A 20,757-nucleotide genomic window follows, 5' to 3' on the forward strand; every position below is an offset into this window, starting at 1 on the left:
ATGCTCATGCGCCGACCGGGCCGGTATGGCCCCCCTCCAGATAGGCGGCCTTGACGTTCGGATCGTCGAGCAGCGCCCGCCCGGTGCCGCTCATCGTGACCCGGCCGTTGACCAGCACGTAGCCGCGATGGGCTAGCTTCAGAGCGTGATAGGCGTTCTGCTCGACCAGGAAGATCGTCATGCCGTCCGTGCGGTTCAGCTCGCGGATCGCGTCGAAGATGCCCTTCACCACCAGCGGCGCCAGGCCGAGCGACGGCTCGTCCAGCAGCAGCAGGCGCGGGCGGCTCATCAGGGCGCGGGCGATGGCGAGCATCTGCTGCTCGCCGCCCGACATCGTGCCGGCGCGCTGGTGCAGGCGCTCCTTCACCCGCGGGAACAGGGTGCAGACCTTCTCGAGATCCTCCTGGAAATAGCGCTCGCCGTGGAGCGAGGCGCCCATCTGGAGGTTCTCGAACACGCTCATGCGCGGGAAGACCCGGCGGCCCTCCGGCGACTGGGCGACGCCCAGCCGGGCGATGGCGTGAGTCGGCAGCCGGGTGATGTCGCGCCCGTCATAGGTGATCGTCCCCGTGCGCGCCTGGGGGCTGCCGAAGATCGTCATCATCAGGGTCGACTTGCCGGCCCCGTTGGCGCCGATCAGGGTGACGATCTCGCCCTCGGCCACGTCGATGTCGACGCCCCGGAGAGCGGCGACGCTGCCGTAATAGGTGGAGACGTCGCGCACCGCGAGGAGCGGGGGCTTGCCCCTCGCCTGGATCGCCCGGGTCTCCTCGACCAGGACGTTGATGCCGGCCACGCTCATACCGACGCCTCCGAATGCGTCACGTCTCCATGCGGCACGGTGATGCCGACCTCCGCCTCCACGGCTTCCACCTCGTCGTCCTCGACGCCCAGATAGGCGGCGATCACCTTTGGGTCCGCCCGCACCTCGGCCGGGGTGCCGTCGGCGATCTTCTGGCCGTAATCCAGCACGACCACGTGGTCCGAGATCTCCATCACCACCGACATGTCGTGCTCGATCAGCAGCACCGACGTGTCGTGCGCGTCTCGGATGTGGCGCAGGAGCGCGTTGAGCTCGGCGGATTCGCGCGGGTTGAGGCCCGCCGCCGGCTCATCGAGGCAGAGCAGCACCGGGTCGGTGCACATCGCCCGGGCAATCTCCAGCCGGCGCTGGGCGCCGTAGGGCAGGGCGCCCGCCGGGTCGTCGGCCCGGTCCATCAGGTCGATCCGGTCGAGCCAAGCCTTGGCTCGCTCGATCGCCTCCCCTTGCGCGTCCCGGTAGCCCTTGAGGCCGAGCAGCCCGAACAGGGTGTAGCCCGAGGCCCGCATCAGCGGCTTGTGCTGGGCGACCAGCAGGTTCTCCAGCACCGTCATGCCCTGGAACAGGCGGATGTTCTGGAAGGTCCGCGCCACCCGGGCGGTGCGGTTGACCGCGTGGTTCGGCAGCCGCTCCAGCAGGTGCGTGGTGCCGTCGGCGTGGCTCAACCGCAGCATGCCCTCGGTCGGCTTGTAGAAGCCGGTGATGCAGTTGAACACGGTGGTCTTGCCGGCCCCGTTCGGGCCGATCAGGGCGGTGATGTCGCCGCGCCTGGCCTCGAAGGACAGGTCGGAGACGGCGGTCAGGCCGCCGAACCGCATGGTCAGGTGCTCGACGGCGAGCACCGACGGGGCGGGGGCCTGCGCCGCCGCCCGGGGATCCGGTTGAAGCGCCATCAGCCGTGCCCCTCGCTCACATGCGCGCCCGAGACGGCGCGGCGCTCGCCCAGCGATACCGAGGGCAGGCGTTCCGAGATCAGCCCGCGCGGGCGCCAGACCATCATCGCCACCATGGCGAGGCCGAACAGCAGCAGGCGGTACTCGTTGGGATCGAAGCCCTCGCCGAACACGGCTTTGAGGAAGCCGAGATTGCGTAGCATCTCCGGGCCCCCGACCATGGCCACCGCCGCGATCGCGACGCCGACCTGGCTGCCCATGCCGCCCAGCACCACGATCGCCAGGATGATCGCGCTCTCCAGGAAGTTGAAGCTCTCCGGGCTGATGAAGCCCTGGCGCACCGCGAAGAACGAGCCGGCGATGCCGCCGAACGCCGCCCCGAGGGCGAAGGCCGTGAGCTTGGTGGCCGTCGTGTCGATGCCGAGCGACCGGCACGCGATCTCGTCCTCGCGCAAAGCCTCCCAGGCCCGCCCGATCGGTAGGCGGCGCAGGCGCAGGGTCACGAAGTTGGTGAACAGCGCCAGCCCGAGGATGAGGTAGTAGAGGAACACCAGCCGGTGCATCGAATCGTACGGGATGCCGAACCGGGCGGCGAAGCCGTCCTCCCCGGCGCTGAACGGGATGCCGAAGAAGGTCGCCCGCGGGATCGAGGAGATGCCGGCCCCGCCACCGGTCACGTCGGTCCAGTTGATCAGCACCAGGCGGATGATCTCGCCGAAGGCGAGCGTCACGATGGCGAGGTAGTCGCCGCGCAGGCGCAGCACGGGGAAGCCGAGCAGCATCCCCCACAGGCCGGCGAACACGCCCGCCAGCGGCAGGCAGATCCAGAACGAGAGGCCGAAGGTGGTCGACAGGAGCGCGTAGGAATAGGCGCCGACCGCGTAGAAGGCGACGTAGCCGAGGTCGAGGAGGCCCGCGAGACCGACCACGATGTTCAGGCCCCAGCCGAGCATCACATAGGTCAGGATCAGGATGCCGAGATCGATCCAGTACCGGGCCGAGGACAGGCCGCCGGTGGCTAGCGCTGCGAGGATCGGCAGGGTCAGGGCGATGCCGACGAACAGCCGGATGCCGATCTTGGAGCTTTTCTGGCCGGCAGCGGGCTCGCCATGGACCGCCTCGGTGGCCTGGGCCGGGGAGGGGGTCAGGGCACGGCGGGCGTCCCGGCGCAGGAGGATCAGGCGCTGCAGGAGGCGGACGACGAAGATCGCCGCGCAGAGGCACGCCACCAGGCCCCAGCGCGGGGTGAGCAGGAGGTCGCTGCCCGGGCCGGGATCGGTCCGGTACGCGATGATCGGCACGCAGAGGCCGAAGGCGACGAGCGCGTAGAGCGCGGCGTCGCGCAGGATGCCCGCCATCGCCGATTCGGGGATGGCGGCCTGGGTCGCGGGCTTGGAGTTCGCCATCAGACCTTCTCGACCTCCGGCCGGCCCAGGATGCCAGACGGCATGAAGATCAGCACGATGGCCAGGATCGAGAACGCGGCGACGTCCTTGTACTCGATGGAGAAGTAGGCCGACCAGAACGTCTCGATCAGCCCGATGATCAGCCCGCCGAGCACGGCGCCGGGGAGCGAGCCGATGCCGCCGAGCACCGCCGCGGTGAACGCCTTCACGCCGGGCACGAACCCGTCCGAGAAGGACACGACGCCGTAATACATGAGGTAGAGGACGCCCGCGACGGCCGCCAGCGCGGCGCCGAGCACGAAGGTCAGGGAGATCGTCCGGTCGACGTCGATGCCCAGCAGCGCCGCCATCTTGCGGTCCTGCTCGCAGGCGCGCTGCGCCCGGCCGAACGGGGTCCGCTGCACGAGATACCAGAAGCCGGTAAGCAGCACCGCCGTGACCGCCATGATCAGGATCTGCTTGTAGGCCAGGAACACCGCGTAGCCGTCGCGCTCGAACAGCGTGATGCCGCCCGAGAGCATCGGCGGCGTCGGCTTGTTGCGCGCGCCCTGCACCACCTGGACGAAGTTCGACAGGAAGATCGAGACGCCGATCGCCGAGATCAGCGGCGCGAGCCGGAACGAGCCGCGCAGGGGCCGGTACGCGATCCGCTCGATCGCCCAGCCCCACAGGGCGGTCAGCACCATGGCGACCACGAGGACGACCAGGAACGCCAGGGCGATCGAACTAACACCCAGCCAGGTCGTCAGAAGAAGGAAGGTTATCAATGCGATAAAACATGACACCATGAACACATCGCCGTGGGCGAAGTTCACCATTCCAATAATGCCGAACACCATCGTGTAACCGATCGCGATCAGACCGTAGATCGAGCCGAGCGTAAGCCCGTTTATCAGCTGTTGTACGAAGACGTCCATGTACTCTCGCGGGCGTAAGGTTTTCGTCCAGCCTGCAGAGACGGCAGGCGAGCCGGGAGAGCAAGTCCCGTACCGCAGCTGCGGCCGTCCGGCCACAGGTTTCAACCCCGGGCGAACGTCCCGGGAAAACAGTCGGGCGGCTCAGTAACACCCCGCGAATGGGGTTGCGTCTGGCGTAGTTCCTGCTTCACGTTAACGAAAATCAATGCTTGTCCATCCCGGGCGGCAACGAGGAGCAGTACCGATGTCGGGTTCACGGCTCACGACGTTGATTTTCATTGGCATGCTGCTCGGGATCGCGGTGGGCTACGCCTGCAGCATCACCTGGCCGGATCCGCAGACGGCCAAGGAAATCGCCGGATATATCGCCCTGGTCTCGGACATCTTCCTGCGATTGATCAAGATGATCATCGCCCCGCTGGTGTTCTCGACCCTTGTGGTCGGCATCGCGCATCTCGGGGACACCGCCGCGGTCGGGCGTGTCGGCGGCAAGGCGCTGCTCTGGTTCGTGGGCGCCTCGTTCTGCTCGCTGATGCTGGGCCTCGTCCTGGTCAACCTGATGCAGCCGGGCCACAACCTGAACCTGCCGCTGCCCGATGTCGGGGCCGGCACCGGCCTCAAGGCAGCGTCGCTGTCGCTGAAGGAATTCGTCACCCACCTGGTGCCCAAGAGCGCCGTGGAGGCGATGGCCAACAACGAGATCCTGCAGATCGTCGTGTTCTCGATCTTCTTCGGCGTGGCGCTCGCGGCGCTGGGCGAGAAAGGGCACTTCCTGGCCCAGGGCATCGAGGGCCTGGCCGACGTGATGCTCAAGGTCACCGGCTACGTGATGCTGTTCGCCCCCGTGGCGGTGTTCGCGGCGATCGCCGCGACGATCACCACGCAGGGGATCGGCGTCCTGATCACCTACGGCAAGTTCCTGGTCGAGTTCTATGCCGGGCTCGCGGTGCTCTGGGCGCTGCTGATGGGCGTCGGCTTCCTGATGCTCGGGGGCAACGGCATCATGCGGCTGTTCAACCTGATCAAGGAGCCGTTCGTCCTCGCCTTCTCGACCGCGTCGAGCGAGGCGGCCTACCCGAAGATGCTGACCAACCTCGAGCAGTTCGGCGTGCCCAACCGCATCACCTCGTTCGTGCTGCCGATGGGCTACTCGTTCAACCTCGACGGCTCGATGATGTACTGCACCTTCGCGGTGATGTTCATCGCCCAGGCCTACAACATCCCGCTGTCCTGGGGTCAGCAGCTCACGATGCTGTTCCTGCTGATGGTCACCTCGAAGGGCATGGCCGGCGTGCCGCGGGCCTCGCTGGTGGTGATCTCGGCGACGCTGGCCCAGTTCAACATCCCCGAAGCGGGCCTGCTGCTGATCATCGGCATCGACCAGTTCCTGGATATGGGCCGCTCGGCGACCAACGTGCTCGGCAACAGCATCGCCACCGTGGCGGTGGCCAAGTGGGAGGGCCAGCTCACGGAGAGCGACCAGCGCCTCGACCATGTCGGCACGGTTCCCTCGCCCGCCGAGTAAGGCAGCGCACGGCTCCTCGGAGAACACGGCATGTCGGCGATGCGGTTCGGCGCGGTCTTGGGGGCGGTGCTCGCGCTGGCGGGCGTCCCGCGCCCCGCCGCGGCCATCGAGGTGCTCACCGGCACCCTGAAGCGCGTGGCTGAGCGCGGCGAGATCGTGCTCGGCTACCGGGAGAGTTCGGTGCCGTTCTCCTTCGTGGAGGGCAAGCACCGGGACGGCAGCCCCCGGGCGATCGGCTACGCCATCGACCTCTGCGGCGAGATCGCCGACGACGTCCAGGCGGCGATCGGCCGTAAGGTGACGGTCCGCTACGAGCCGGTCACCGCCGAGACGCGCATTCCCGCGCTCACGTCGGGCAAGATCGACCTCGAATGCGGCTCGACCACCGCCAATGCCGAGCGGCGGCGGAGCGTCGCGTTCTCGCCGGTCGACTACATCAGCGCGACGCAGCTGCTGGTGAAGAAGGAGTCCGGCATCGCCTCCTACCGGGACCTCGCCGGCAAGAAAGTGGTGGTCACCGCCGGCACCACGAACGAGAAGGCGGTGCGCGACCTCCTGGCCAAGCTCAAGCTCCAGGCGGAGATCGTGACGGCCCCCGACCACGCGGCCTCCTACGCCCTGGTGAAGGCCGGGCAAGCGGATGCCTTCGCCACCGACGACGTGCTGCTCTACGGGCTGATCGCCACCGACGGTCAGGACGGGGCGAACTACACGGTCCTGCCCGACAAGCTCTCCTACGAGCCCTACGGCATCATGTACCGCAAGGACGACCCGGAACTCGCCGGGATCGTCGCCCAGACCTTCACCCGGCTCGCCGAATCGCGCGAACTGCGCTGGACCTACGAGCGCTGGTTCCTGAAGCGCCTGCCCAACGGCGAGCGCCTCGACATCCCGATGTCGAACGACCTGCGGACGAGCTTCCAGCTGATGGGCCTCGACGCGCAGGAGTGATCTTTTTGGAATGATCGGCGTGCCGCGGCGCCTCGCTTTCGCCCAACCAGGGGATGAGGAAGGGATCGCGTTTCCCTTGGTCTTCCGCTGCCGCGAGCGTGCCCCCGCCCCATGCCGATCGCCGCGCCTCTCCCCAAGACCGCCGCCCTGCTGCTGGCCGCCGGCCTCGCCTGCGCCGCCACGGCCGCGTCCGCCCATCCCCATGTCTGGGTCACCGCGAAGGCGCAGCTCGTCTATCAGGACGGCAAGCTCGTCGGCGTGCGCGATACCTGGAGCTTCGACCCGGAATACACCGCCTTCGTCACCCAGGGACTCGACGCCAACAAGGACGGCACGCTTTCGCCCGACGAGCTGGCCGGGCTCGCGTCGGAAAACACCGCGAACCTCGCCGAATTCGGCTACTTCACCAAGCTGAAGGTCGGCGGCAAGGATCAGGCCTTCGCCGACCCGAAGGAGCCGGCGATGCGCCTGGAGGGCAAGGCCCTGGAGCTGAGCTTCCTGCTGCCGCTCAAGACGCCGATCCAGCAGGGTAGGGGCGTCGCCGCCCTGGAAGTCTACGACCCGACCTACTTCGTCGCCTTCTCGTTCGCGGAGGGCTCGGACGCCGCGACCCTCGCGGGCGCGCCGCAGGGCTGCGCCGCGACCGTCACCCGGCCGAAGACCGAGCAGCCCAAGACCGCCGAGGCCGGCTCCCCGGGCATGACCGAGGCGTTCTTCGAGGCGCTCACGGCGGCCTCGTCCTACGGGGTGCAGTTCGCCAGCCGGGTCCTCGTCGCGTGTCCGTAGGGATCGGCATCGACGCGCCGCCCCGGTTCGGGCGGCTCGGGCTGCGCCTGGGGCTGATGGCCGGCGCCATCGTGCTGGCCGCCGGCGTGGCTGCCGGGCTGGCCTGGCTGATCGCCCCCGGGATCGCCGCGCCGCCGCCGCGCTCGCCCTTCGGCATCGGTTTTCGTGAAGCGGCCCCGGCTGCCACCGGTTTGGGTGGCGTGATCCTGGCGCTCCAGGCGAGCTTTTCCCGCAGCCTCAACGCCGCCGTTGCAGCACTCAAGGGCGGCGGCGACTGGTTGCCGCTGATCGGACTGGCCTTCGCGTATGGCGTGTTCCACGCCGCCGGCCCCGGCCACGGAAAGGCGGTGATCGCCGGCTACATCCTGGCCGGGGAGCGGGCCCTGCGCCGGGGTTGCACTTTGAGCTTCTGCGCGGCCCTGCTTCAAGCGCTGGTCGCCGGGGCGATCGTCGGGATCGGCACCGTGGTGCTCAACGCCACCGCGGCGAGCGTCACCCGGGCCGGAACCCTGATCGAGACCGTCAGCTTCGCCCTCGTCGCCCTGGTCGGGCTGGCCCTGACCTGGCGCAAGGCCGGCCAGCTCGCCCAGCTCGGGACGCCCTGCGGCCCCGGCTGCGCCCACCTGCCCGACGCCCGGACGCTCGACGCCCTCGACGGATGGCGTGCGCGCGCCGGCGTGGTCCTGGCGGCGGGATCGCGGCCCTGCGCCGGGGCCGTGCTGGTCCTGGTCTTCGCGGTCTCGCAGGGCGTGCCGGGGGCGGGAATCCTGGCGGTCCTGGCCATGGCGCTGGGCACCGCGCTGACCACCACGGCGCTGGCCTGCCTCGCGGTCTTCGCCAAGCGCGCGGCCCTGCGCCTGGCCGGCGGTCGCGGCCAGGGGGGCCTGCTGGCGATCGGCGGACTGGAACTCGTGGCCGCCGCCTTCGTGCTGGTGCTGGGCCTCGCGATGCTGTCCGGCCTCGCCCTGAACCTCGGCGGCTGAATCTCAGATTCAAAAGGTCGAGACCTTTTGCGGGTCCAGGGCGGAGCCCTGGCGTCTCGGAAGGCCAGACGCGAAATCGCGTCTCGCCAAAGGGACTTGGGCGTGTCACGCTGCATTCTTGAGGCGGAGGAGCGCGGATGCACGCCGACTTCCAGACGATCCTGAACTGGCGCCTGCTGGCCGGATCGCATCCCTTCCCGGGCCCCGATGGCGGGACCTGCATCAATGAGGCGGCGATCGTCGCCGCGGGGCTGCCCTACCGGACGATCCGCTCCAGCGCCGATTGTCCGCCCTGTTTCTCGCGACCGATCGCGGCCTATGCGCTGGGCCTCAACGACGCGATGCCGGACGAGGCTCGGGCCCAGCTGATCGCCTTCGTCCTGCGGCTCTCGGGCAGCGCCGACCGGCCGGAGGTCGAGGCTGCCCGCACCCGGCGCCTCGCCCTGGAGAGCATCCGACAGATCCTGGCCCCGCTCTGCACCCGCGCCGGCATGGCCGAGCATGCCGAGGCCTGCGCCGGGGCGCCGGACTTGACCCTGGCACTGGCCGCTGCTCTCGCGGCCGAGTGGCAGGGCGGCGCGCTCGCCCAGGAGGCGGCGCGGGCACGGCGCTGGCGGGACGGCGCGCTGCAATCCGCGGTCGCCCGCACGGCGACGGCGGCCCGGCGCGCCGCCGAGGATGCCCGGTGCGCCGCCGAGGTCGCCGAGGGCGCGGCCCCGTTCGTCCAGGATACCTGGGCGCGGGCTTGCGCGATCCTCGACGCCGTCCTGGCGATCGGCCGGCAGGCGCCGGAGATCGACCTCATCGGCGCCCGCGAACGCCTCGATGCCGCCCGGGCCAGGATCCCGGCCTGATCAGGCCAGGACGGGTTCGGCGGCGAGGTCCAGCTCGATGGTGGCGCAGTTCTCCAGGAACGTGCCGGTGAGGTGATAGAAGAACGTCCCGTGGCCGACCACCGCGATGGTCGACTCCGGGCGCGTCCGCAGCCACTCCCGGAAGCCGGAGACGCGAGCGTCGAACAGGTGGCGCGGCTCCACCGGGTAGCCGCCGACCTCGCAGCCGGGCTCGGCGTGCCACCAGATCTCGGGCAGGTGCCCGACATCGAGATGCGGGAACTCGGCGGCGATCTCGGAGGTCGCCCGGCCGACGTCGCAGCTGCTCTCCTGGCACTCCCGGTGCAGCACCTCGACCAGCACCCGCGGCTGGCTGGGGTGCGCGCCGAACACGATCGCGGCGGTCTCGATCGCCCGGGTCAGGGGCGAGACCACCACCAGCTCGAACGGGATGTCCGTCAGGCGCTGCCGGGCCTCCCGGGCCTGGGCCTGGCCCCGGGGGGTCAGCCGGGCATCGCGGTGGCCGGGATCGCCGCCGCCCAGCCGGTGGGCGGCATTGAAGGTCGATTCGCCGTGGCGGATGCAGATGATGCGGGTGGTCTCGGACATGAGGCTCGGATGTGTCGCGTGTCGGGAGGGCGGAACGCTCAGGCGAAGCGGCCGCCGCGCTGGATGACCTCGATCTTGTAGCCGTCCGGGTCGGTGGCGAAGAAGAAGCGCGCCAGCACGGTCTCGCCGTGCTTCAGCGTCTTCACGTCGGTGGCCGAAAAACCTTCGCGGCGGTGGCGGGCGTGCTCGGCCTCCACATCGTCGACCACGACGGCGATGTGGCCGTAGCCGTCGCCGAGATCGTAGGGCTTGTCGCGGCTCTTGTTCACCGTCAGCTCCAGCTCGAACGGCGAGGCCGGATCGCGCAGGTAGATCAGGGTGAAATCGTCGAAGTCGTAGCGGTCTGCGGCCTCGAAGCCGAAGGCGCGGGCGTAGTAATCCCGCGCGCGCTCTTCGTCGCGAACGCGGATCATGGCGTGGACGGGCTTGGACATTCCGGTTCCTGCGAAGAATTTTCGACGCGGCCTATGTGGCGCCGTCCCCACCCGGCGGGAAGGGCCGACATCCCGTCGCGGCGCCTCGCGATCGTGGGACGGCCGCCGAGCTTCGCCCAAAACATTGCCATTTGGCATTTCAACTTGAACGATAGATGTATTCCGACGCGACCCGATCCGGCGCCGCCGCATTTCATGCATTCGAAGGACATTCCTAACGGAACCCCGCTCCGTCAGGCCCGCATGATACTATCGAAAACTCATATCTCGCATCGAGATCAAAAAGGTTATTTTCAAATAAGAAACGACATAGATTTTAGCGCAAGCTTAACCGAAACGTGGCATCATCTTTCCAGACCAGGCCCGCGATTCGCGAACCATCTTCCTGCCGGAGCCGAACAGACATGCTGCGCCTGTCGAATCTCAAGATCATTACGAAGCTGCTGACGATCGTTTCCCTGATCGCCGTCATCGTCGGCGGCTGCGTCTGGTACGCCCAGTCGCGGATGAACCAGATCGACGATGCCTACAGCGCCTTCATCAGCAACGAAGCCGTCGCCGTGGCCGACGGCCGGCGCGTCAGCCGCGTGATCTTCGAGCTCAACTATTACGTCTATCGGATCATCGCGGAGACCGACGCGGCGCAGATCAAGGCCGCCAATGCCGGGTTCGAGGCAGCCGCGCCGACCCTGAAGGCGGCGCTCGGGTCGCTGCGCGATCATGCGCCCAAATTCGCGAGCCGGATCGACCAGCTGCAGACGCGCGTCGACCGATTCCTGCAGGATGTGACCGAGGTGCGCCGGCTCGGTACCAGCAACCAGAACGACCAGGCGATCGCGCAGGTCCATGCGGCGATCGACCCGACCTTCGCCAGCCTGGTTGTGGACGGCAACGCGCTCTCGGACGACATCAACGCCTACATGCAGCGTGGGTCCGACGACCTCACGGACCAGACCAACGCCACGCGCACGCGGCTGATGACCTTCAGCGGCCTGGGGATGCTCGCAGGCATGGTGGCGGCGGTGTTGATCTCGGTGCTCGGCATCACGCGCCCGCTCGACCGCCTCGTCTCCGTCCTGCAGCGGATGGCCCAGGGCGAGATCGATGCCGAGATCAGGGAGGCGGCCCGCAGGGACGAGATCGGCGCCGTCGGCAGGGCGGTCGAGGGTATCAAGGCGATGGTCGCCCGGAAGGCCGCCGAGGAGGCCGAGGTCCGGCGCGTCGCCGAGGAAGCCTCCGCGGCCGCGCGCAGGCGGACCATGCTGGAGCTGGCCGACGGGTTCGAGCGCGCCGTGGGCGGCATCGTCGGCCTGGTCTCGGCCTCGGCGACGGAGTTGCAGGCGACCGCCCAGACCATGACGGCGAGCGCCACGCAGACCGCCAGCCAATCGACCACGGTGGCCGCCGCCGCCGAGGAGGCCGCCACCAATGTCGAGACCGTGGCGGCCGCCGCCGAGGAGCTGGGCTCCTCCGTGCAGGAGATCGGCCGGCAGGTCCTCGGCTCGGCCAGCCTCGCCCAGACGGCGGTCGGCGAGGCGGACCAGACCCATCATCTGGTGCAGGCCCTGAGCCAGGCGGCCACCCGCATCGGCGACATGGTCGGGCTGATCTCGACCATCGCCGGCCAGACCAACCTGCTGGCCTTGAATGCCACGATCGAGGCGGCCCGGGCCGGGGAGGCGGGCCGCGGCTTCGCCGTGGTCGCGTCCGAGGTGAAGGAGCTGGCGGCCCAGACCGCCCGGGCGACCGAGGAGATCAGCCAGCAGATAGGCCAGATCCAGGGCGTGACCGGCCAGGCCGTCACGGCGATCGAAGGGATCACGGCGCGCATCCGGGAGATCGACTCGGTGGCGACCTCGATCGCAGCGGCCGTCGAGGAGCAGGGCGCCGCGACCCAGGAGATCGTCCGCAATGTCGCCCAGGCAGCCACCGGCACGAACGAAGTGACCAGCAACATCGCCGGCGTCGCCCAGGCCTCCGAGCAGACCGGCTCCGCCGCGAGCCAGGTGCTCGACGCGGCCGGCGAGCTGTCGCGCCAGTCGGAGCATCTCGGCGCCGAGGTCTCGCGCTTCCTCGCCACCGTGCGGGCGGCGTAAGCCGCGCCGCCTTTACGGAACCCCGAGCGGGCTTGCAGAGTCACACATCACGTTCGGCGGCAAGCGCTTGAAAGATAGCGCCTTTTCCCCTCCCCCTTGCGGGGAGGGGGCAGGGGTGGGGGTGGTGCAGGATTGCGCGCAACGGTGCCTTCTGAACCACCCCCACCTCCGGCTCCTCCCCGCAAGGGGGAGGAGAGAGCGCTGCACCGCTCGCCGTGCGATGTCTGGAGATCGTAGCCCGACTGGGTGGAAGCGACGCCGAAGGTCACCTCCCTACGCCGGCAGGACGACCACCTTCGTCTTGACCGGCGTGCGCGCGTAGAGGTGGATCATGTCCTGGCTGAGCAGGCCGACACAGCCGCTCGTGATCCCCGAGCCGATCGTCTCGGGATCGCTGCTGGCGTAGATCGTGTAGAGCGTATAGGCGCCGTTCTGGTAGAGATGGAGGGTGCGGGCGCCGAGCGGGTTGTCGAGGCCGCCCGGCATGCCGCGGGCGTATTTGGCCGCCTCGGGCTGGCGCTTGATCATCTCCCTCGGCGGCGTCCAGGTCGCCCATTCGGACTTGCGACCGACATAGGCGTCGCCGCTCCACAGGAACCCGTCGCGGCCGACATTGGCGCCGTACCGGGTGGCGGATCCATCGCCCTCGACCCGGTAGACGTAGTAATTGCCGGGATCGACGATGATCGTGCCGGCGGCTTCCTTGGTCTCGTAGCGAACCGTCCGACGATAGTATTTCGGATTGACCTTGCTGATGTCGACCGCCGGGATCGGGAATTTCTCGTCCGGCATCGGCCCGTACACCGTCGCCGCCTCGGCGAGGAGCAGGCCGTCGGTTGTCGCGCAACCGGCGAGGCCGAGCGCGCCGAGACCCGCGACCGAACCGCCCAGAAACGCCCGGCGGCTGAGAAGCCCCGCCCGGTGCCCGCGCAGAGCGACGTCACGCCTGTCGCCGACATCGGCGTCCCAACCGTCCCTGATCATAATCCCGGACTTCCTATGACTCGCGGCCCAATGCGGTAACGCCCCGGCCTCTATGCAATCGCGCGTACGGCTAAGCTGAGATTGGCAAGACCGCCCGTCCCTGGCAAGCTCGGCTTTTACGTCGAGAGTGTGGCCGAACCTGTTCGGGGTCCGGGTCAGGCGACGGATCCGAGCGCGGCCCCGCACAGTCCAGATACCGGCAAGCTTTGCCTTCAAGGCGTCGCCCGGTCCATGGAGAGGCCATGATCCGCCTCATCCCCAGCCTGCCCGCTGTCTACGTCATCGCGCGGGGGGTGTGGCCGCTGCCATGGCCAGTCGCGCTCAAGCTCGGCGTGGCCGGCGTTCTGCTGGTCGCATCCCAGTTCCACCTGTGGAGCCGCCTCTCCTCCGGCTCGGTCTTCGCACCCGAGTTCCCCCGCCCGGTGGTGATCCTGTTCAACGGGGCCTTCGGCGCGATCGCGCTGGCCGCTGTCATGCTGCTCGCCCTCGACATGGCGGCGCTGGCCTCCCTGATCCTGCCCGGGGGCGGTTGGGCAATCCACCCCACCTGGCGCTACGCGGTGGCCCTCGCGGCCGCGCTCCTGGCGGCGATCGCCGTGTGGCGGGCCGTGCGCGTGCCGCCGTTGAAGGACCTCAGCGTCGCGATCCCGGGCCTGCCCCCCGGCTTCGACGGCTACACGATCCTGCACCTCACCGACCTGCATATCAGCCGCCTGTTCCCGGCCGCCTGGGCGCAGGCCGTCGTCGCGCGGGCCAACGACCTCGGCACCGACCTGATCGCGGTGACGGGCGACTTCATCGACGGTTCGCTCGCGTCCCGACGGAACGATGTCGAGCCGCTGCGCGCCTTGCGGGCGCGGGACGGCGTCTGGGCGGTGCCGGGCAACCACGAGTACTTCTTCGATCACGATGCCTGGATGCGCCACCTGGCGGGGCTGGGGATCCACATCCTCGCCAACGCCCACACGGTCCTGAGGCGCGACGGCGGCGCGCTGGTGCTGGCGGGCGTCACCGACCGCTCGGCGCCCGCCACCGGGCATCCGGGCCCCGATCTCGAGGCCGCCCTGGCGGGTGCCCCGGCGGGCGCGCCGATCGTGCTGCTGGATCACCAGCCGGCGCAGGCCGCCCGAGCCGCGTCGCGCGGTGTGGCGCTGCAGCTCTCCGGCCATACCCACGGCGGCATGATCCGCGGCCTGGACCGGCTGGTGGCGCGCGGCAATGCGGGGTTCGTCTCCGGCGCGTATCGGGTCGGCGCCATGCTGCTCTACGTCAGCAACGGCACTGCGCTGTGGCCCGGCTTCGCCCTTCGCCTCGGTCGCCCGTCCGAGCTGACGCGGATCACCCTGCGGCGCGGGTCGTGACGCGGATCGGATTGTGAGGGGCGGCCGATATCCCGCCCCCCGTCACCCCCCGATCCGCAGCACCTCGGTCCGGTCGCCCGCCTGTTCGAAGGCGGCCGGGTCGGCGCCGGTCATCCAGACCTGGCCGGGCAGGGCGTCGAGGGCTTCGAACAGGCCGGCCCGGCGGCGGGGGTCGAGATGCGCCGCGACCTCGTCGAGGAGGATCATCGGGGCGATGCCGCTCATCGCCCGAACCAAGCGGGCATGGGCCAGGACCAGACCGATCAGCAGGGCCTTCTGCTCGCCCGTGGAGGCGGTTCCGGCCGGGACGTCCTTGGGGCCGTGGCGAACGACGAGATCGGTGGTCTGCGGCCCCGTGAGGGTGCGGCCCGCCGCCCGGTCGCGGTTGCGGCCGTTGCGCAGGGCCAGGCGGAAGCGGTCCTCCGCCTCGATCGCCGGCCAGACCGCCACGAGGTCGTCGAGGTCGCCCTCCAGCCGGATCGACGCCCAGGGGAAAGGCTGCGCGTCGTCCCGGGTCTCGGCGATCAGCCGGTCGAGGCGCTCGGCGGTCTCGCGGCGGGCGAGCGCCACGGCGACGCCGAGCTCGGCCACCTCCCGCTCCACGGCGTCGAGCCAGCGGCCGTCATCGGGCCGATCCTCCAGCAGCCGGTTGCGCGAGCGCAGGGCGCGCTCCATGGCCGAGACCCGCGCCCCGTGGCCGGCATCCACCGCCAGGACCAGCCGGTCGAGGAACCGGCGCCGGTCGCCGGCGGCACCGCGGAACAGCCCGTCGAGATCCGGGGTCAGCCAGACCACCCGGACGAACTCGCTGAACGCCACCGGCGAGGAGGCGGGGGCGCCGTCGATCCGGCAGAGCCGGCTCGTGCGCCCGTCCGGCCCCGGGGGCTCCAGCCCGGTGCCGAGGCGATGCTCGGCGCCGTCCCGGTCGAGGGTGAGCGAGACCGCAAAGCCCCCCGGGCCGTCCACGCGCGCCATGGCAGCGAACTCGGCCCGGCGCAGGCCCCGCCCCGGCACGAACAGGGAGATCGCCTCCAGCAGGTTGGTCTTGCCGGCGCCGTTCTCGCCGACCAGGGCCACGAAGCGGGCGCCGGGGTTCAGTTCGAGATCGATGTGATTGCGGAAGTCGCGGGCGATCAACCGGGTGAGGCGTGTGGATCCAGCCGTGTCGAGTTCACTCATAAGGCGGCACGGTGGAGCGGTCGCGAGCCGCGTGCAGCACGCGATCGATCGAAATGCAGTCGTCGAGGATGCGATGGAGGATCAGGTAAGATCGGAATATGAGGATCCGTACGGTGAGAGCAATCTCCGGCGCGGGCCTGCCCATCATCGGCTGACGACCGAGCGCCTGACATCGGGTGCGCAGCTCAGAGACGAAGCTGCGGGCCCGCGTCGGATTGTCAGCCGCGATGAAGTCACCGATCTCGCGCAGATCGGCTCGGGCTTGTCGCGACAAGACGACAGGCTTCAAGAGGCGGCCTTTTCCATGGCGGCATAGCGCGCCTCCAAGGCATCCAGCGTGGCGTCGAGCGGTTCGTAATCTCCACTCTCGACGCCCTCCCGCCAAGCCTCGCGCATCGTCCCAAGGCGATCCTCGTGCTGGAGCAGCAACGCGACACCGGCGGCGACCGCCTCCTCCGGCGAACCGTAGCGCCCTGCCGCGATCAGACGATCGAGCGAGGCTTCCTGAACCGGATCGAGGATGACGGCTTTCGGCATGGCAGCCTGATCCTACACCCGCATCGGCATCAGCACGTACAGGGCCGGCGCGCCCTCGCGATCCTGGATCAGGGTCGGCGAGCCCGGGTCGGCGAGCTTGAACAGGGCGGTGTCGCCCTCGAGCTGGGCGGTGATGTCGAGCAGGTAGCGGGCGTTGAAGCCGATATCGAGGCCGGCCGCCTCGTAATCGACGTCGAGCTCTTCCGTGGCGCTGCCCGAATCCGGGTTGTTGACCGAAAGCGCCAGACGCCCCTCGGTGAGGCCGAGCTTCACGGCGCGGCCGCGCTCGGACGAGATCGTCGAGACCCGGTCCACCGCCTTGGCGAAGACGTCGCGCTCGACGGTGAGGCGCTTGTCGTTGTTGGCCGGGATCACCCGCTGGTAGTCCGGGAAGGTGCCGTCGATCAGCTTCGAGATCAGCGTCAGGCCGCCGGCGAAGCGCAGGCGGATCTTGGCGGGCGAGAGATCGACCGCAACGGTCTCGCCGCCGTCGTCCAGGAGCTTCTGGATCTCGGCGACCGCCTTGCGGGGCACGATCACGCCGGGCATGCCGACGCTGCCCTGCGGAGCCGGGATCTCGACCCGGGCGAGGCGGTGGCCGTCGGTGGCGACCGCGCGCATGACGGGGCCGCTCTCGGTCTCCAGCGTGTGCAGGTAGATGCCGTTGAGGTAGTAGCGCGTCTCCTCGGTGGAGATCGCGAACTGCGTCTTGTCGATCAGGCGCTTGAGGTCGGCGCTCGCGATCTCGAAGCCGTGCGGCATCTCGCCGGCGGCGAGGTCAGGGAAGTCGCCCTCCGGCAGGGCGCCGAGCGCGAAGCGCGACCGGCCCGAGCGGATCGTCATCTGGCCGGATTCGCCGCCCGTCTCGAGGGAGACCTGGGCGCCGTCGGGCAGCTTGCGCACGATGTCGTAGATCACGTGCGCCGGGACCGTGGTGGCGCCGGGATCGGCCACGTCGGCCGGCACGCTCTCGGTGACCTCGATGTCGAGATCGGTCGCGCGCAGCTGCAGGCTCGAGCCGTCCGAACGCAGCAGCACGTTCGACAGGATCGGAATCGTGTTGCGGCGCTCGACGACCCGGTGCACGTGGCCGAGCGACCTGAGCAGGGCCGCGCGCTCGACGGTGACTCTCATCGCAGTACTCAAGTGATGGGGGAGGGCGCCGCGGCCGGCATCCCTCACAGAAACAGGCCGATCAGCTTGGCGAAGGGGGCGGGCGAACGCAAGGCCGCTGCGAAGCCCTCACACAGCTACGCCGCCCCTGGGCCGGATTCGGGGTTCCCGCGGGGGCCGGCCCGTGCGAAAGCGCCGCGCTCCACCTGAAGCGGCACCGTACCGCCCGAGTCCCACAGATCATGTTGCAAACCGTCGAGACCGCGGGCCCGCGGGGCGCCGCACCGAGTGCCAGCCCCGGCCGCATCCTGGCCGCGAGCTTCGTCGGCACCGCGATCGAGTTCTTCGATTTCTACATCTACGCCACCGCCACCGCCCTGGTGATCGGCCCGGTCTTCTTCCCGGCGGGCGCCCCCGGGGTGCAGCAGCTCAGCGCCTTCGCGACCTTCGCGATCGCGTTCATCGCGCGGCCGGTCGGGGCGGCCCTGTTCGGGCATTTCGGCGACCGGGTCGGCCGCAAGGCGACGCTGGTGGCGTCGCTGCTGATCATGGGCCTGTCCACCGTCCTGATCGGCTGCCTGCCGACCTACGCCACCGCCGGCTGGTGGGCGCCCGCCGCCCTGTGCGTCCTGCGCTGCGGCCAGGGCATCGGCTTCGGCGGCGAGTGGGGCGGGGCGGCCCTGCTGGCCGTGGAGAACGCGCCGCCGGGCAAGCGCGCCTGGTACGGCATCTTCCCGCAGCTCGGCGCACCGGTGGGCTTCATCCTGGCCAATCTCGGCTTCCTGGCCCTCAGCTTCGGCCTCTCGCCCGAGAGCTTCCAGGCCTGGGGCTGGCGCCTGCCGTTCCTGGCCTCGGCCGCCCTGGTCGGGGTCGGGCTCTACGTGCGCCTCAAGCTCACCGAGACGCCCGCCTTCAAGGCGGCGCTGACCGAGGCGAAGCCCGAGCGCGTGCCCTTCGCCACGATGCTGACCCATCACGGCCGCGCGGTCCTGATCGGCACCTTCGCCATGGTGGCCGTCTACGCCGTGTTCTACCTCTCGACGGTTTTCGCCCTGGGCTACGGCACCGGGACGCTGGGCTACACCCGGCCGACCTTCCTGCTCTTCGAGTGCATCGCGGTCTGCTTCATGGCCCTCGGGACCGTGATCTCCGGGGCGGCGGCCGACCGGTTCGGGCGCAAGCCCGTGCTGCTCTCCGGCATGGCCGCGGTGTTCGCGCTCGGCTTCCTGATGGGGCCGATGCTGGGGAACGCGGCCGCCGCCGGGACCTGGCCGCCGGTGCTGGGCTTCCTGTGCCTCAGCCTGCTGGCGATGGGCTGGGTGTTCGGCCCCATGGGCGCCGTGCTGCCCGAGCTGTTCCCGACCCGGGTCCGCTACACGGGCGCTTCGGTCACCTACAACCTCGCCGGGATCCTGGGCGCCTCGGGGGCGCCCTACATCGCCCAGGAGCTGGCATCCTATGGCGGCATCGGGTTCGTCGGATTCTATCTCGCGGCCGCGGCGGTGCTGAGCTTCGTCGCCGTGCTGGCCATGCGCGAGACCGTGCACGATTGAGGGGCTCGCCCCTCAGGCACGGTCGGGGGCCGCCGGCTCGTAGCGGCCGAGGAACCGGGTCCGGTCCCACAGCTCGATCGCCGCATCCGCGACCATGGCGCGGGTGCGGCGGCGCGCCTGCCTGTCGTCCGCGGCCGGAACGACCTCGGCCGAGAACACGCGGCCGGCCCGGTCGAGCTTGAATGCCCGGTAGGCGCGGCTGCGCTGAGCGGTCTGTGCGTCCAGGGTGAGCATCGGGTCCTCCTCGAGGCCCGAGCCTTCCGGCATCTGGTTAACCGTCCGTCAACGCCCGACGTCAGGTCCGCTTGTCGAGAGGCCGGCCCAGCAGACGCGCGAACTCGGCCTCGATCTCCTCCACCGAGAACGGGTTGCCGGCGGCCTTCGTCTCCGCACGCGGCGCGGGCGCCGGCTCAGCCGGGGGCGCAGGCGCGGGCACGGGCGCGACCGGCGTTGCAGGAGGCGGCGCGGGGGGCCGGGGGGCCGGAGGCTCGAGCGCCGGCGCGGCAACGGGTGGCGGCTCGGGCGGGGCAGGGGGAACCGGAGAGGGCGCAGGCGCAGCGGCCATCATCGCCGCCACCGGATCCACCGGCTCCGCCGTGGGGGCGGGCGGCGGCGCGGGCGTCACCGCCGAGGACGGGCGCGACAGGGCGGCCTGGAGCTGCCGGGCCATGTCGGAGAGCACCACCGGATCGACGGACCGGCGCTCGGACGGGACGGTCAGGCTCGGCGCCACCGGAACGGTCTCGTCGCGCTCGGGCGCAGGCTCCGGCTTGCGCTCCGAGGCAGGATTGGGCCGCGGGTCGGCCAGGGGCGGCGCGGTGCGGCTCAGGATCCGACGGGGCGAGAGCGTCTCCCGCAGCGGCGGGGCAGGGGCCGGCGCAGGCGGCGCGGCGCGGGGTTGCAGCACCGCAGGGGTCGAGACCTCCTGGCCGGGCTCGTCGCCGCCGAGCAGGCTGACGTCGAGGGGAAAACTCACCGGCGGCGCGGCGGCCGAGCGCGGGACCGGCGGCGGCACGACGACGGGCATCTCGAAGCCCGGATCGAACACCGGCTCCGAGCGGCGGCCGGCGATCTCGGCCAGCGCCCGGGGCGGCTCGGTCAGGCGTCCGCCCTGCGCCAGGGGATCCGGCAGCGGCTCGGCCATCGGCTCCGGCCCCGTATCGGCGCGCAGGGCGGCCTCGGGGAGGGGACGCTGCGTGCGCTGGATGTTGCGCTCGACCACGACGTCGTTCGGGCCGCCCACAAGCAGCAGGTGCTCGACATTGTCCCGGCGCAGCAGGATCAGCTGCCGGGCTCGGTCGAGCTCGTACACGTCCACGATGCCGAGCCGGGGCTGGCGCCCGCGGGCGGGCGTGCGCCCGGGTAGGGCCAGGCTGCGTCCGGTCAGGCGCCGCACCGTGAACACGATCGCGGCCAACGCCGTGAAGATGACGGCGAAGATCACGACATACTGGACGATGGGGGAGCCCTCAGAACCGAACACGGATTGCAGCCATGGCAAGATTACGCACTCGCACGTTTCGGCCGCCGCAGGGCCGCGCCCGGCACGAGCCTCGCTCATACCACGCCGGCGGCCCCGCAAGGCAAACGACGTTAAGACTTCGTTAACAGGCCCTTAAGTTTAGCGCCATCAAGACAAGAGGTTGTGAAGCACCGCCCGCCGCTGTCCCCAGGAACGTGACCCGCCCCGCGCGCGACGATGGTCCGGGCAGGGGCCGGCGGTGCCGGCACTTAACGGTGCGTTAACTATGCAGGCGGCAGATTTTGCCGAGCCCGC

21 protein-coding genes are annotated in these 20,757 nt (G+C 70.2%); 8 read left to right on the forward strand and 13 right to left on the reverse strand.

Going from position 1 to position 20,757, the window contains the following annotated elements:
* Positions 1 to 4: 4 nt before the first annotated feature.
* Genes MKK65_RS13325 through MKK65_RS13340 form a run of 4 tightly spaced genes read right to left on the reverse strand, consistent with a single transcriptional unit; the run spans position 5 to position 4,036 of the window.
* Entirely contained in the window at positions 5 to 802 is a 798-nt protein-coding gene (locus tag MKK65_RS13325; protein ID WP_243958177.1) for an ABC transporter ATP-binding protein, read from the reverse strand.
* Positions 799 to 1,713, reverse strand: a complete 915-nt coding sequence (locus MKK65_RS13330; RefSeq protein WP_243958178.1) for an ABC transporter ATP-binding protein — start codon at positions 1,711 to 1,713, stop codon at positions 799 to 801. Before MKK65_RS13330 ends, MKK65_RS13325 begins: the two co-directional genes overlap by 4 nt.
* Complete coding sequence (gene livM, locus MKK65_RS13335; RefSeq protein WP_058194582.1) at positions 1,713 to 3,119, reverse strand: high-affinity branched-chain amino acid ABC transporter permease LivM; 1,407 nt, start codon at positions 3,117 to 3,119, stop codon at positions 1,713 to 1,715. Before livM ends, MKK65_RS13330 begins: the two co-directional genes overlap by 1 nt.
* On the reverse strand, positions 3,119 to 4,036 hold the full coding sequence (locus MKK65_RS13340; RefSeq protein WP_050732899.1) for a branched-chain amino acid ABC transporter permease: 918 nt from the start codon (positions 4,034 to 4,036) through the stop codon (positions 3,119 to 3,121). Before MKK65_RS13340 ends, livM begins: the two co-directional genes overlap by 1 nt.
* A 244-nt stretch (positions 4,037 to 4,280) precedes the next feature.
* On the opposite strand from MKK65_RS13340, the gene MKK65_RS13345 reads away from it, so the two are divergent.
* The 5 genes from MKK65_RS13345 to MKK65_RS13365 all read left to right on the forward strand — a co-directional run bounded on the left by MKK65_RS13345 (position 4,281) and on the right by MKK65_RS13365 (position 9,135).
* A complete protein-coding gene (locus tag MKK65_RS13345; RefSeq protein WP_243958180.1) occupies positions 4,281 to 5,561 on the forward strand; it encodes a dicarboxylate/amino acid:cation symporter in 1,281 nt (426 codons plus the stop codon).
* 30 nt (positions 5,562 to 5,591) lie between these two features.
* Entirely contained in the window at positions 5,592 to 6,512 is a 921-nt protein-coding gene (locus tag MKK65_RS13350; RefSeq protein WP_409565428.1) for an amino acid ABC transporter substrate-binding protein, read from the forward strand.
* Positions 6,513 to 6,623: 111 nt separating this feature from the next.
* A complete protein-coding gene (locus MKK65_RS13355) occupies positions 6,624 to 7,298 on the forward strand; it encodes a DUF1007 family protein (protein ID WP_243958182.1) in 675 nt (224 codons plus the stop codon).
* Positions 7,289 to 8,281 carry a nickel/cobalt transporter gene (locus MKK65_RS13360; RefSeq protein ID WP_243958184.1) on the forward strand — a complete coding sequence of 331 codons (993 nt, stop codon included), beginning with the start codon at positions 7,289 to 7,291 and terminating at the stop codon, positions 8,279 to 8,281. The genes MKK65_RS13355 and MKK65_RS13360 overlap by 10 nt, the downstream gene beginning before the upstream one ends.
* A 137-nt stretch (positions 8,282 to 8,418) precedes the next feature.
* Positions 8,419 to 9,135 carry a hypothetical protein gene (locus MKK65_RS13365; RefSeq protein WP_243958186.1) on the forward strand — a complete coding sequence of 239 codons (717 nt, stop codon included), beginning with the start codon at positions 8,419 to 8,421 and terminating at the stop codon, positions 9,133 to 9,135.
* On the opposite strand, the gene MKK65_RS13370 is transcribed toward MKK65_RS13365, so the two are convergent.
* Together MKK65_RS13370 and MKK65_RS13375 are read right to left on the reverse strand one after the other, a co-directional pair.
* Entirely contained in the window at positions 9,136 to 9,723 is a 588-nt protein-coding gene (locus MKK65_RS13370; RefSeq protein WP_243958187.1) for a histidine phosphatase family protein, read from the reverse strand.
* Between the two features lie 38 nt (positions 9,724 to 9,761).
* A complete protein-coding gene (locus MKK65_RS13375; protein WP_243958188.1) occupies positions 9,762 to 10,157 on the reverse strand; it encodes a VOC family protein in 396 nt (131 codons plus the stop codon).
* Between the two features lie 404 nt (positions 10,158 to 10,561).
* On the opposite strand from MKK65_RS13375, the gene MKK65_RS13380 reads away from it, so the two are divergent.
* Positions 10,562 to 12,253, forward strand: a complete 1,692-nt coding sequence (locus tag MKK65_RS13380; RefSeq protein ID WP_243958189.1) for a methyl-accepting chemotaxis protein — start codon at positions 10,562 to 10,564, stop codon at positions 12,251 to 12,253.
* 273 nt (positions 12,254 to 12,526) lie between these two features.
* On the opposite strand, the gene MKK65_RS13385 is transcribed toward MKK65_RS13380, so the two are convergent.
* Entirely contained in the window at positions 12,527 to 13,237 is a 711-nt protein-coding gene (locus MKK65_RS13385) for a L,D-transpeptidase (RefSeq protein WP_243958190.1), read from the reverse strand.
* 242 nt (positions 13,238 to 13,479) lie between these two features.
* Here MKK65_RS13385 and MKK65_RS13390 point away from each other — a divergent pair, with 242 nt between their 5' ends.
* Positions 13,480 to 14,598 (forward strand): metallophosphoesterase, encoded by a 1,119-nt coding sequence (locus MKK65_RS13390; protein ID WP_243958191.1) that lies wholly within the window; start codon positions 13,480 to 13,482, stop codon positions 14,596 to 14,598.
* A 42-nt stretch (positions 14,599 to 14,640) separates the two neighbouring features.
* On the opposite strand, the gene recF is transcribed toward MKK65_RS13390, so the two are convergent.
* The 4 genes from recF to dnaN are packed head-to-tail and all read right to left on the reverse strand — an operon-like array spanning position 14,641 to position 17,448.
* Positions 14,641 to 15,777 (reverse strand): DNA replication/repair protein RecF, encoded by a 1,137-nt coding sequence (recF, locus tag MKK65_RS13395; protein ID WP_243958192.1) that lies wholly within the window; start codon positions 15,775 to 15,777, stop codon positions 14,641 to 14,643.
* Entirely contained in the window at positions 15,770 to 16,162 is a 393-nt protein-coding gene (locus MKK65_RS13400; RefSeq protein ID WP_313902040.1) for a type II toxin-antitoxin system RelE/ParE family toxin, read from the reverse strand. Before MKK65_RS13400 ends, recF begins: the two co-directional genes overlap by 8 nt.
* A complete protein-coding gene (locus MKK65_RS13405; RefSeq protein WP_058194316.1) occupies positions 16,063 to 16,314 on the reverse strand; it encodes a type II toxin-antitoxin system ParD family antitoxin in 252 nt (83 codons plus the stop codon). The genes MKK65_RS13400 and MKK65_RS13405 overlap by 100 nt, the downstream gene beginning before the upstream one ends.
* A 12-nt stretch (positions 16,315 to 16,326) precedes the next feature.
* The gene (gene dnaN / locus MKK65_RS13410; RefSeq protein ID WP_058194317.1) at positions 16,327 to 17,448 is read right to left on the reverse strand and encodes a DNA polymerase III subunit beta; all 1,122 of its coding nucleotides are present in this window, start codon (positions 17,446 to 17,448) and stop codon (positions 16,327 to 16,329) included.
* Between the two features lie 221 nt (positions 17,449 to 17,669).
* On the opposite strand from dnaN, the gene MKK65_RS13415 reads away from it, so the two are divergent.
* Positions 17,670 to 18,980, forward strand: coding sequence for an MFS transporter (locus MKK65_RS13415; protein ID WP_243958194.1), 1,311 nt, complete (start codon positions 17,670 to 17,672; stop codon positions 18,978 to 18,980).
* A 12-nt stretch (positions 18,981 to 18,992) separates the two neighbouring features.
* Here MKK65_RS13415 and MKK65_RS13420 read toward each other — a convergent pair whose 3' ends face one another.
* Both MKK65_RS13420 and MKK65_RS13425 read right to left on the reverse strand, forming a co-directional pair.
* On the reverse strand, positions 18,993 to 19,247 hold the full coding sequence (locus tag MKK65_RS13420) for a hypothetical protein (RefSeq protein WP_243958195.1): 255 nt from the start codon (positions 19,245 to 19,247) through the stop codon (positions 18,993 to 18,995).
* A 28-nt stretch (positions 19,248 to 19,275) separates the two neighbouring features.
* Positions 19,276 to 20,463, reverse strand: coding sequence for a hypothetical protein (locus tag MKK65_RS13425; protein WP_243958197.1), 1,188 nt, complete (start codon positions 20,461 to 20,463; stop codon positions 19,276 to 19,278).
* Positions 20,464 to 20,757 lie beyond the last annotated feature (294 nt).

The sequence above is a fragment of the Methylobacterium sp. J-001 genome, from assembly GCF_022829565.1.
In the GTDB taxonomy this organism is placed as follows: Bacteria; Pseudomonadota; Alphaproteobacteria; order Rhizobiales; family Beijerinckiaceae; genus Methylobacterium.

What these genes read in the sequence shown, in the direction of transcription:
- recF (WP_243958192.1), bottom strand. Translation starts at nt 15,777, where the DNA reads ATGAGTGAACTCGACACGGCTGGATCCACACGCCTCACCCGGTTGATC.
- dnaN (WP_058194317.1), bottom strand. Translation starts at nt 17,448, where the DNA reads ATGAGAGTCACCGTCGAGCGCGCGGCCCTGCTCAGGTCGCTCGGCCAC.
- MKK65_RS13385 (WP_243958190.1), bottom strand. Translation starts at nt 13,237, where the DNA reads ATGATCAGGGACGGTTGGGACGCCGATGTCGGCGACAGGCGTGACGTC.
- MKK65_RS13350 (WP_409565428.1), top strand. Translation starts at nt 5,592, where the DNA reads ATGTCGGCGATGCGGTTCGGCGCGGTCTTGGGGGCGGTGCTCGCGCTG.
- MKK65_RS13365 (WP_243958186.1), top strand. Translation starts at nt 8,419, where the DNA reads ATGCACGCCGACTTCCAGACGATCCTGAACTGGCGCCTGCTGGCCGGA.
- MKK65_RS13415 (WP_243958194.1), top strand. Translation starts at nt 17,670, where the DNA reads ATGTTGCAAACCGTCGAGACCGCGGGCCCGCGGGGCGCCGCACCGAGT.
- MKK65_RS13330 (WP_243958178.1), bottom strand. Translation starts at nt 1,713, where the DNA reads ATGGCGCTTCAACCGGATCCCCGGGCGGCGGCGCAGGCCCCCGCCCCG.
- MKK65_RS13345 (WP_243958180.1), top strand. Translation starts at nt 4,281, where the DNA reads ATGTCGGGTTCACGGCTCACGACGTTGATTTTCATTGGCATGCTGCTC.
- MKK65_RS13420 (WP_243958195.1), bottom strand. Translation starts at nt 19,247, where the DNA reads ATGCCGGAAGGCTCGGGCCTCGAGGAGGACCCGATGCTCACCCTGGAC.
- MKK65_RS13390 (WP_243958191.1), top strand. Translation starts at nt 13,480, where the DNA reads ATGATCCGCCTCATCCCCAGCCTGCCCGCTGTCTACGTCATCGCGCGG.
- livM (WP_058194582.1), bottom strand. Translation starts at nt 3,119, where the DNA reads ATGGCGAACTCCAAGCCCGCGACCCAGGCCGCCATCCCCGAATCGGCG.
- MKK65_RS13380 (WP_243958189.1), top strand. Translation starts at nt 10,562, where the DNA reads ATGCTGCGCCTGTCGAATCTCAAGATCATTACGAAGCTGCTGACGATC.
- MKK65_RS13375 (WP_243958188.1), bottom strand. Translation starts at nt 10,157, where the DNA reads ATGTCCAAGCCCGTCCACGCCATGATCCGCGTTCGCGACGAAGAGCGC.
- MKK65_RS13355 (WP_243958182.1), top strand. Translation starts at nt 6,624, where the DNA reads ATGCCGATCGCCGCGCCTCTCCCCAAGACCGCCGCCCTGCTGCTGGCC.
- MKK65_RS13370 (WP_243958187.1), bottom strand. Translation starts at nt 9,723, where the DNA reads ATGTCCGAGACCACCCGCATCATCTGCATCCGCCACGGCGAATCGACC.
- MKK65_RS13340 (WP_050732899.1), bottom strand. Translation starts at nt 4,036, where the DNA reads ATGGACGTCTTCGTACAACAGCTGATAAACGGGCTTACGCTCGGCTCG.
- MKK65_RS13405 (WP_058194316.1), bottom strand. Translation starts at nt 16,314, where the DNA reads ATGCCGAAAGCCGTCATCCTCGATCCGGTTCAGGAAGCCTCGCTCGAT.
- MKK65_RS13325 (WP_243958177.1), bottom strand. Translation starts at nt 802, where the DNA reads ATGAGCGTGGCCGGCATCAACGTCCTGGTCGAGGAGACCCGGGCGATC.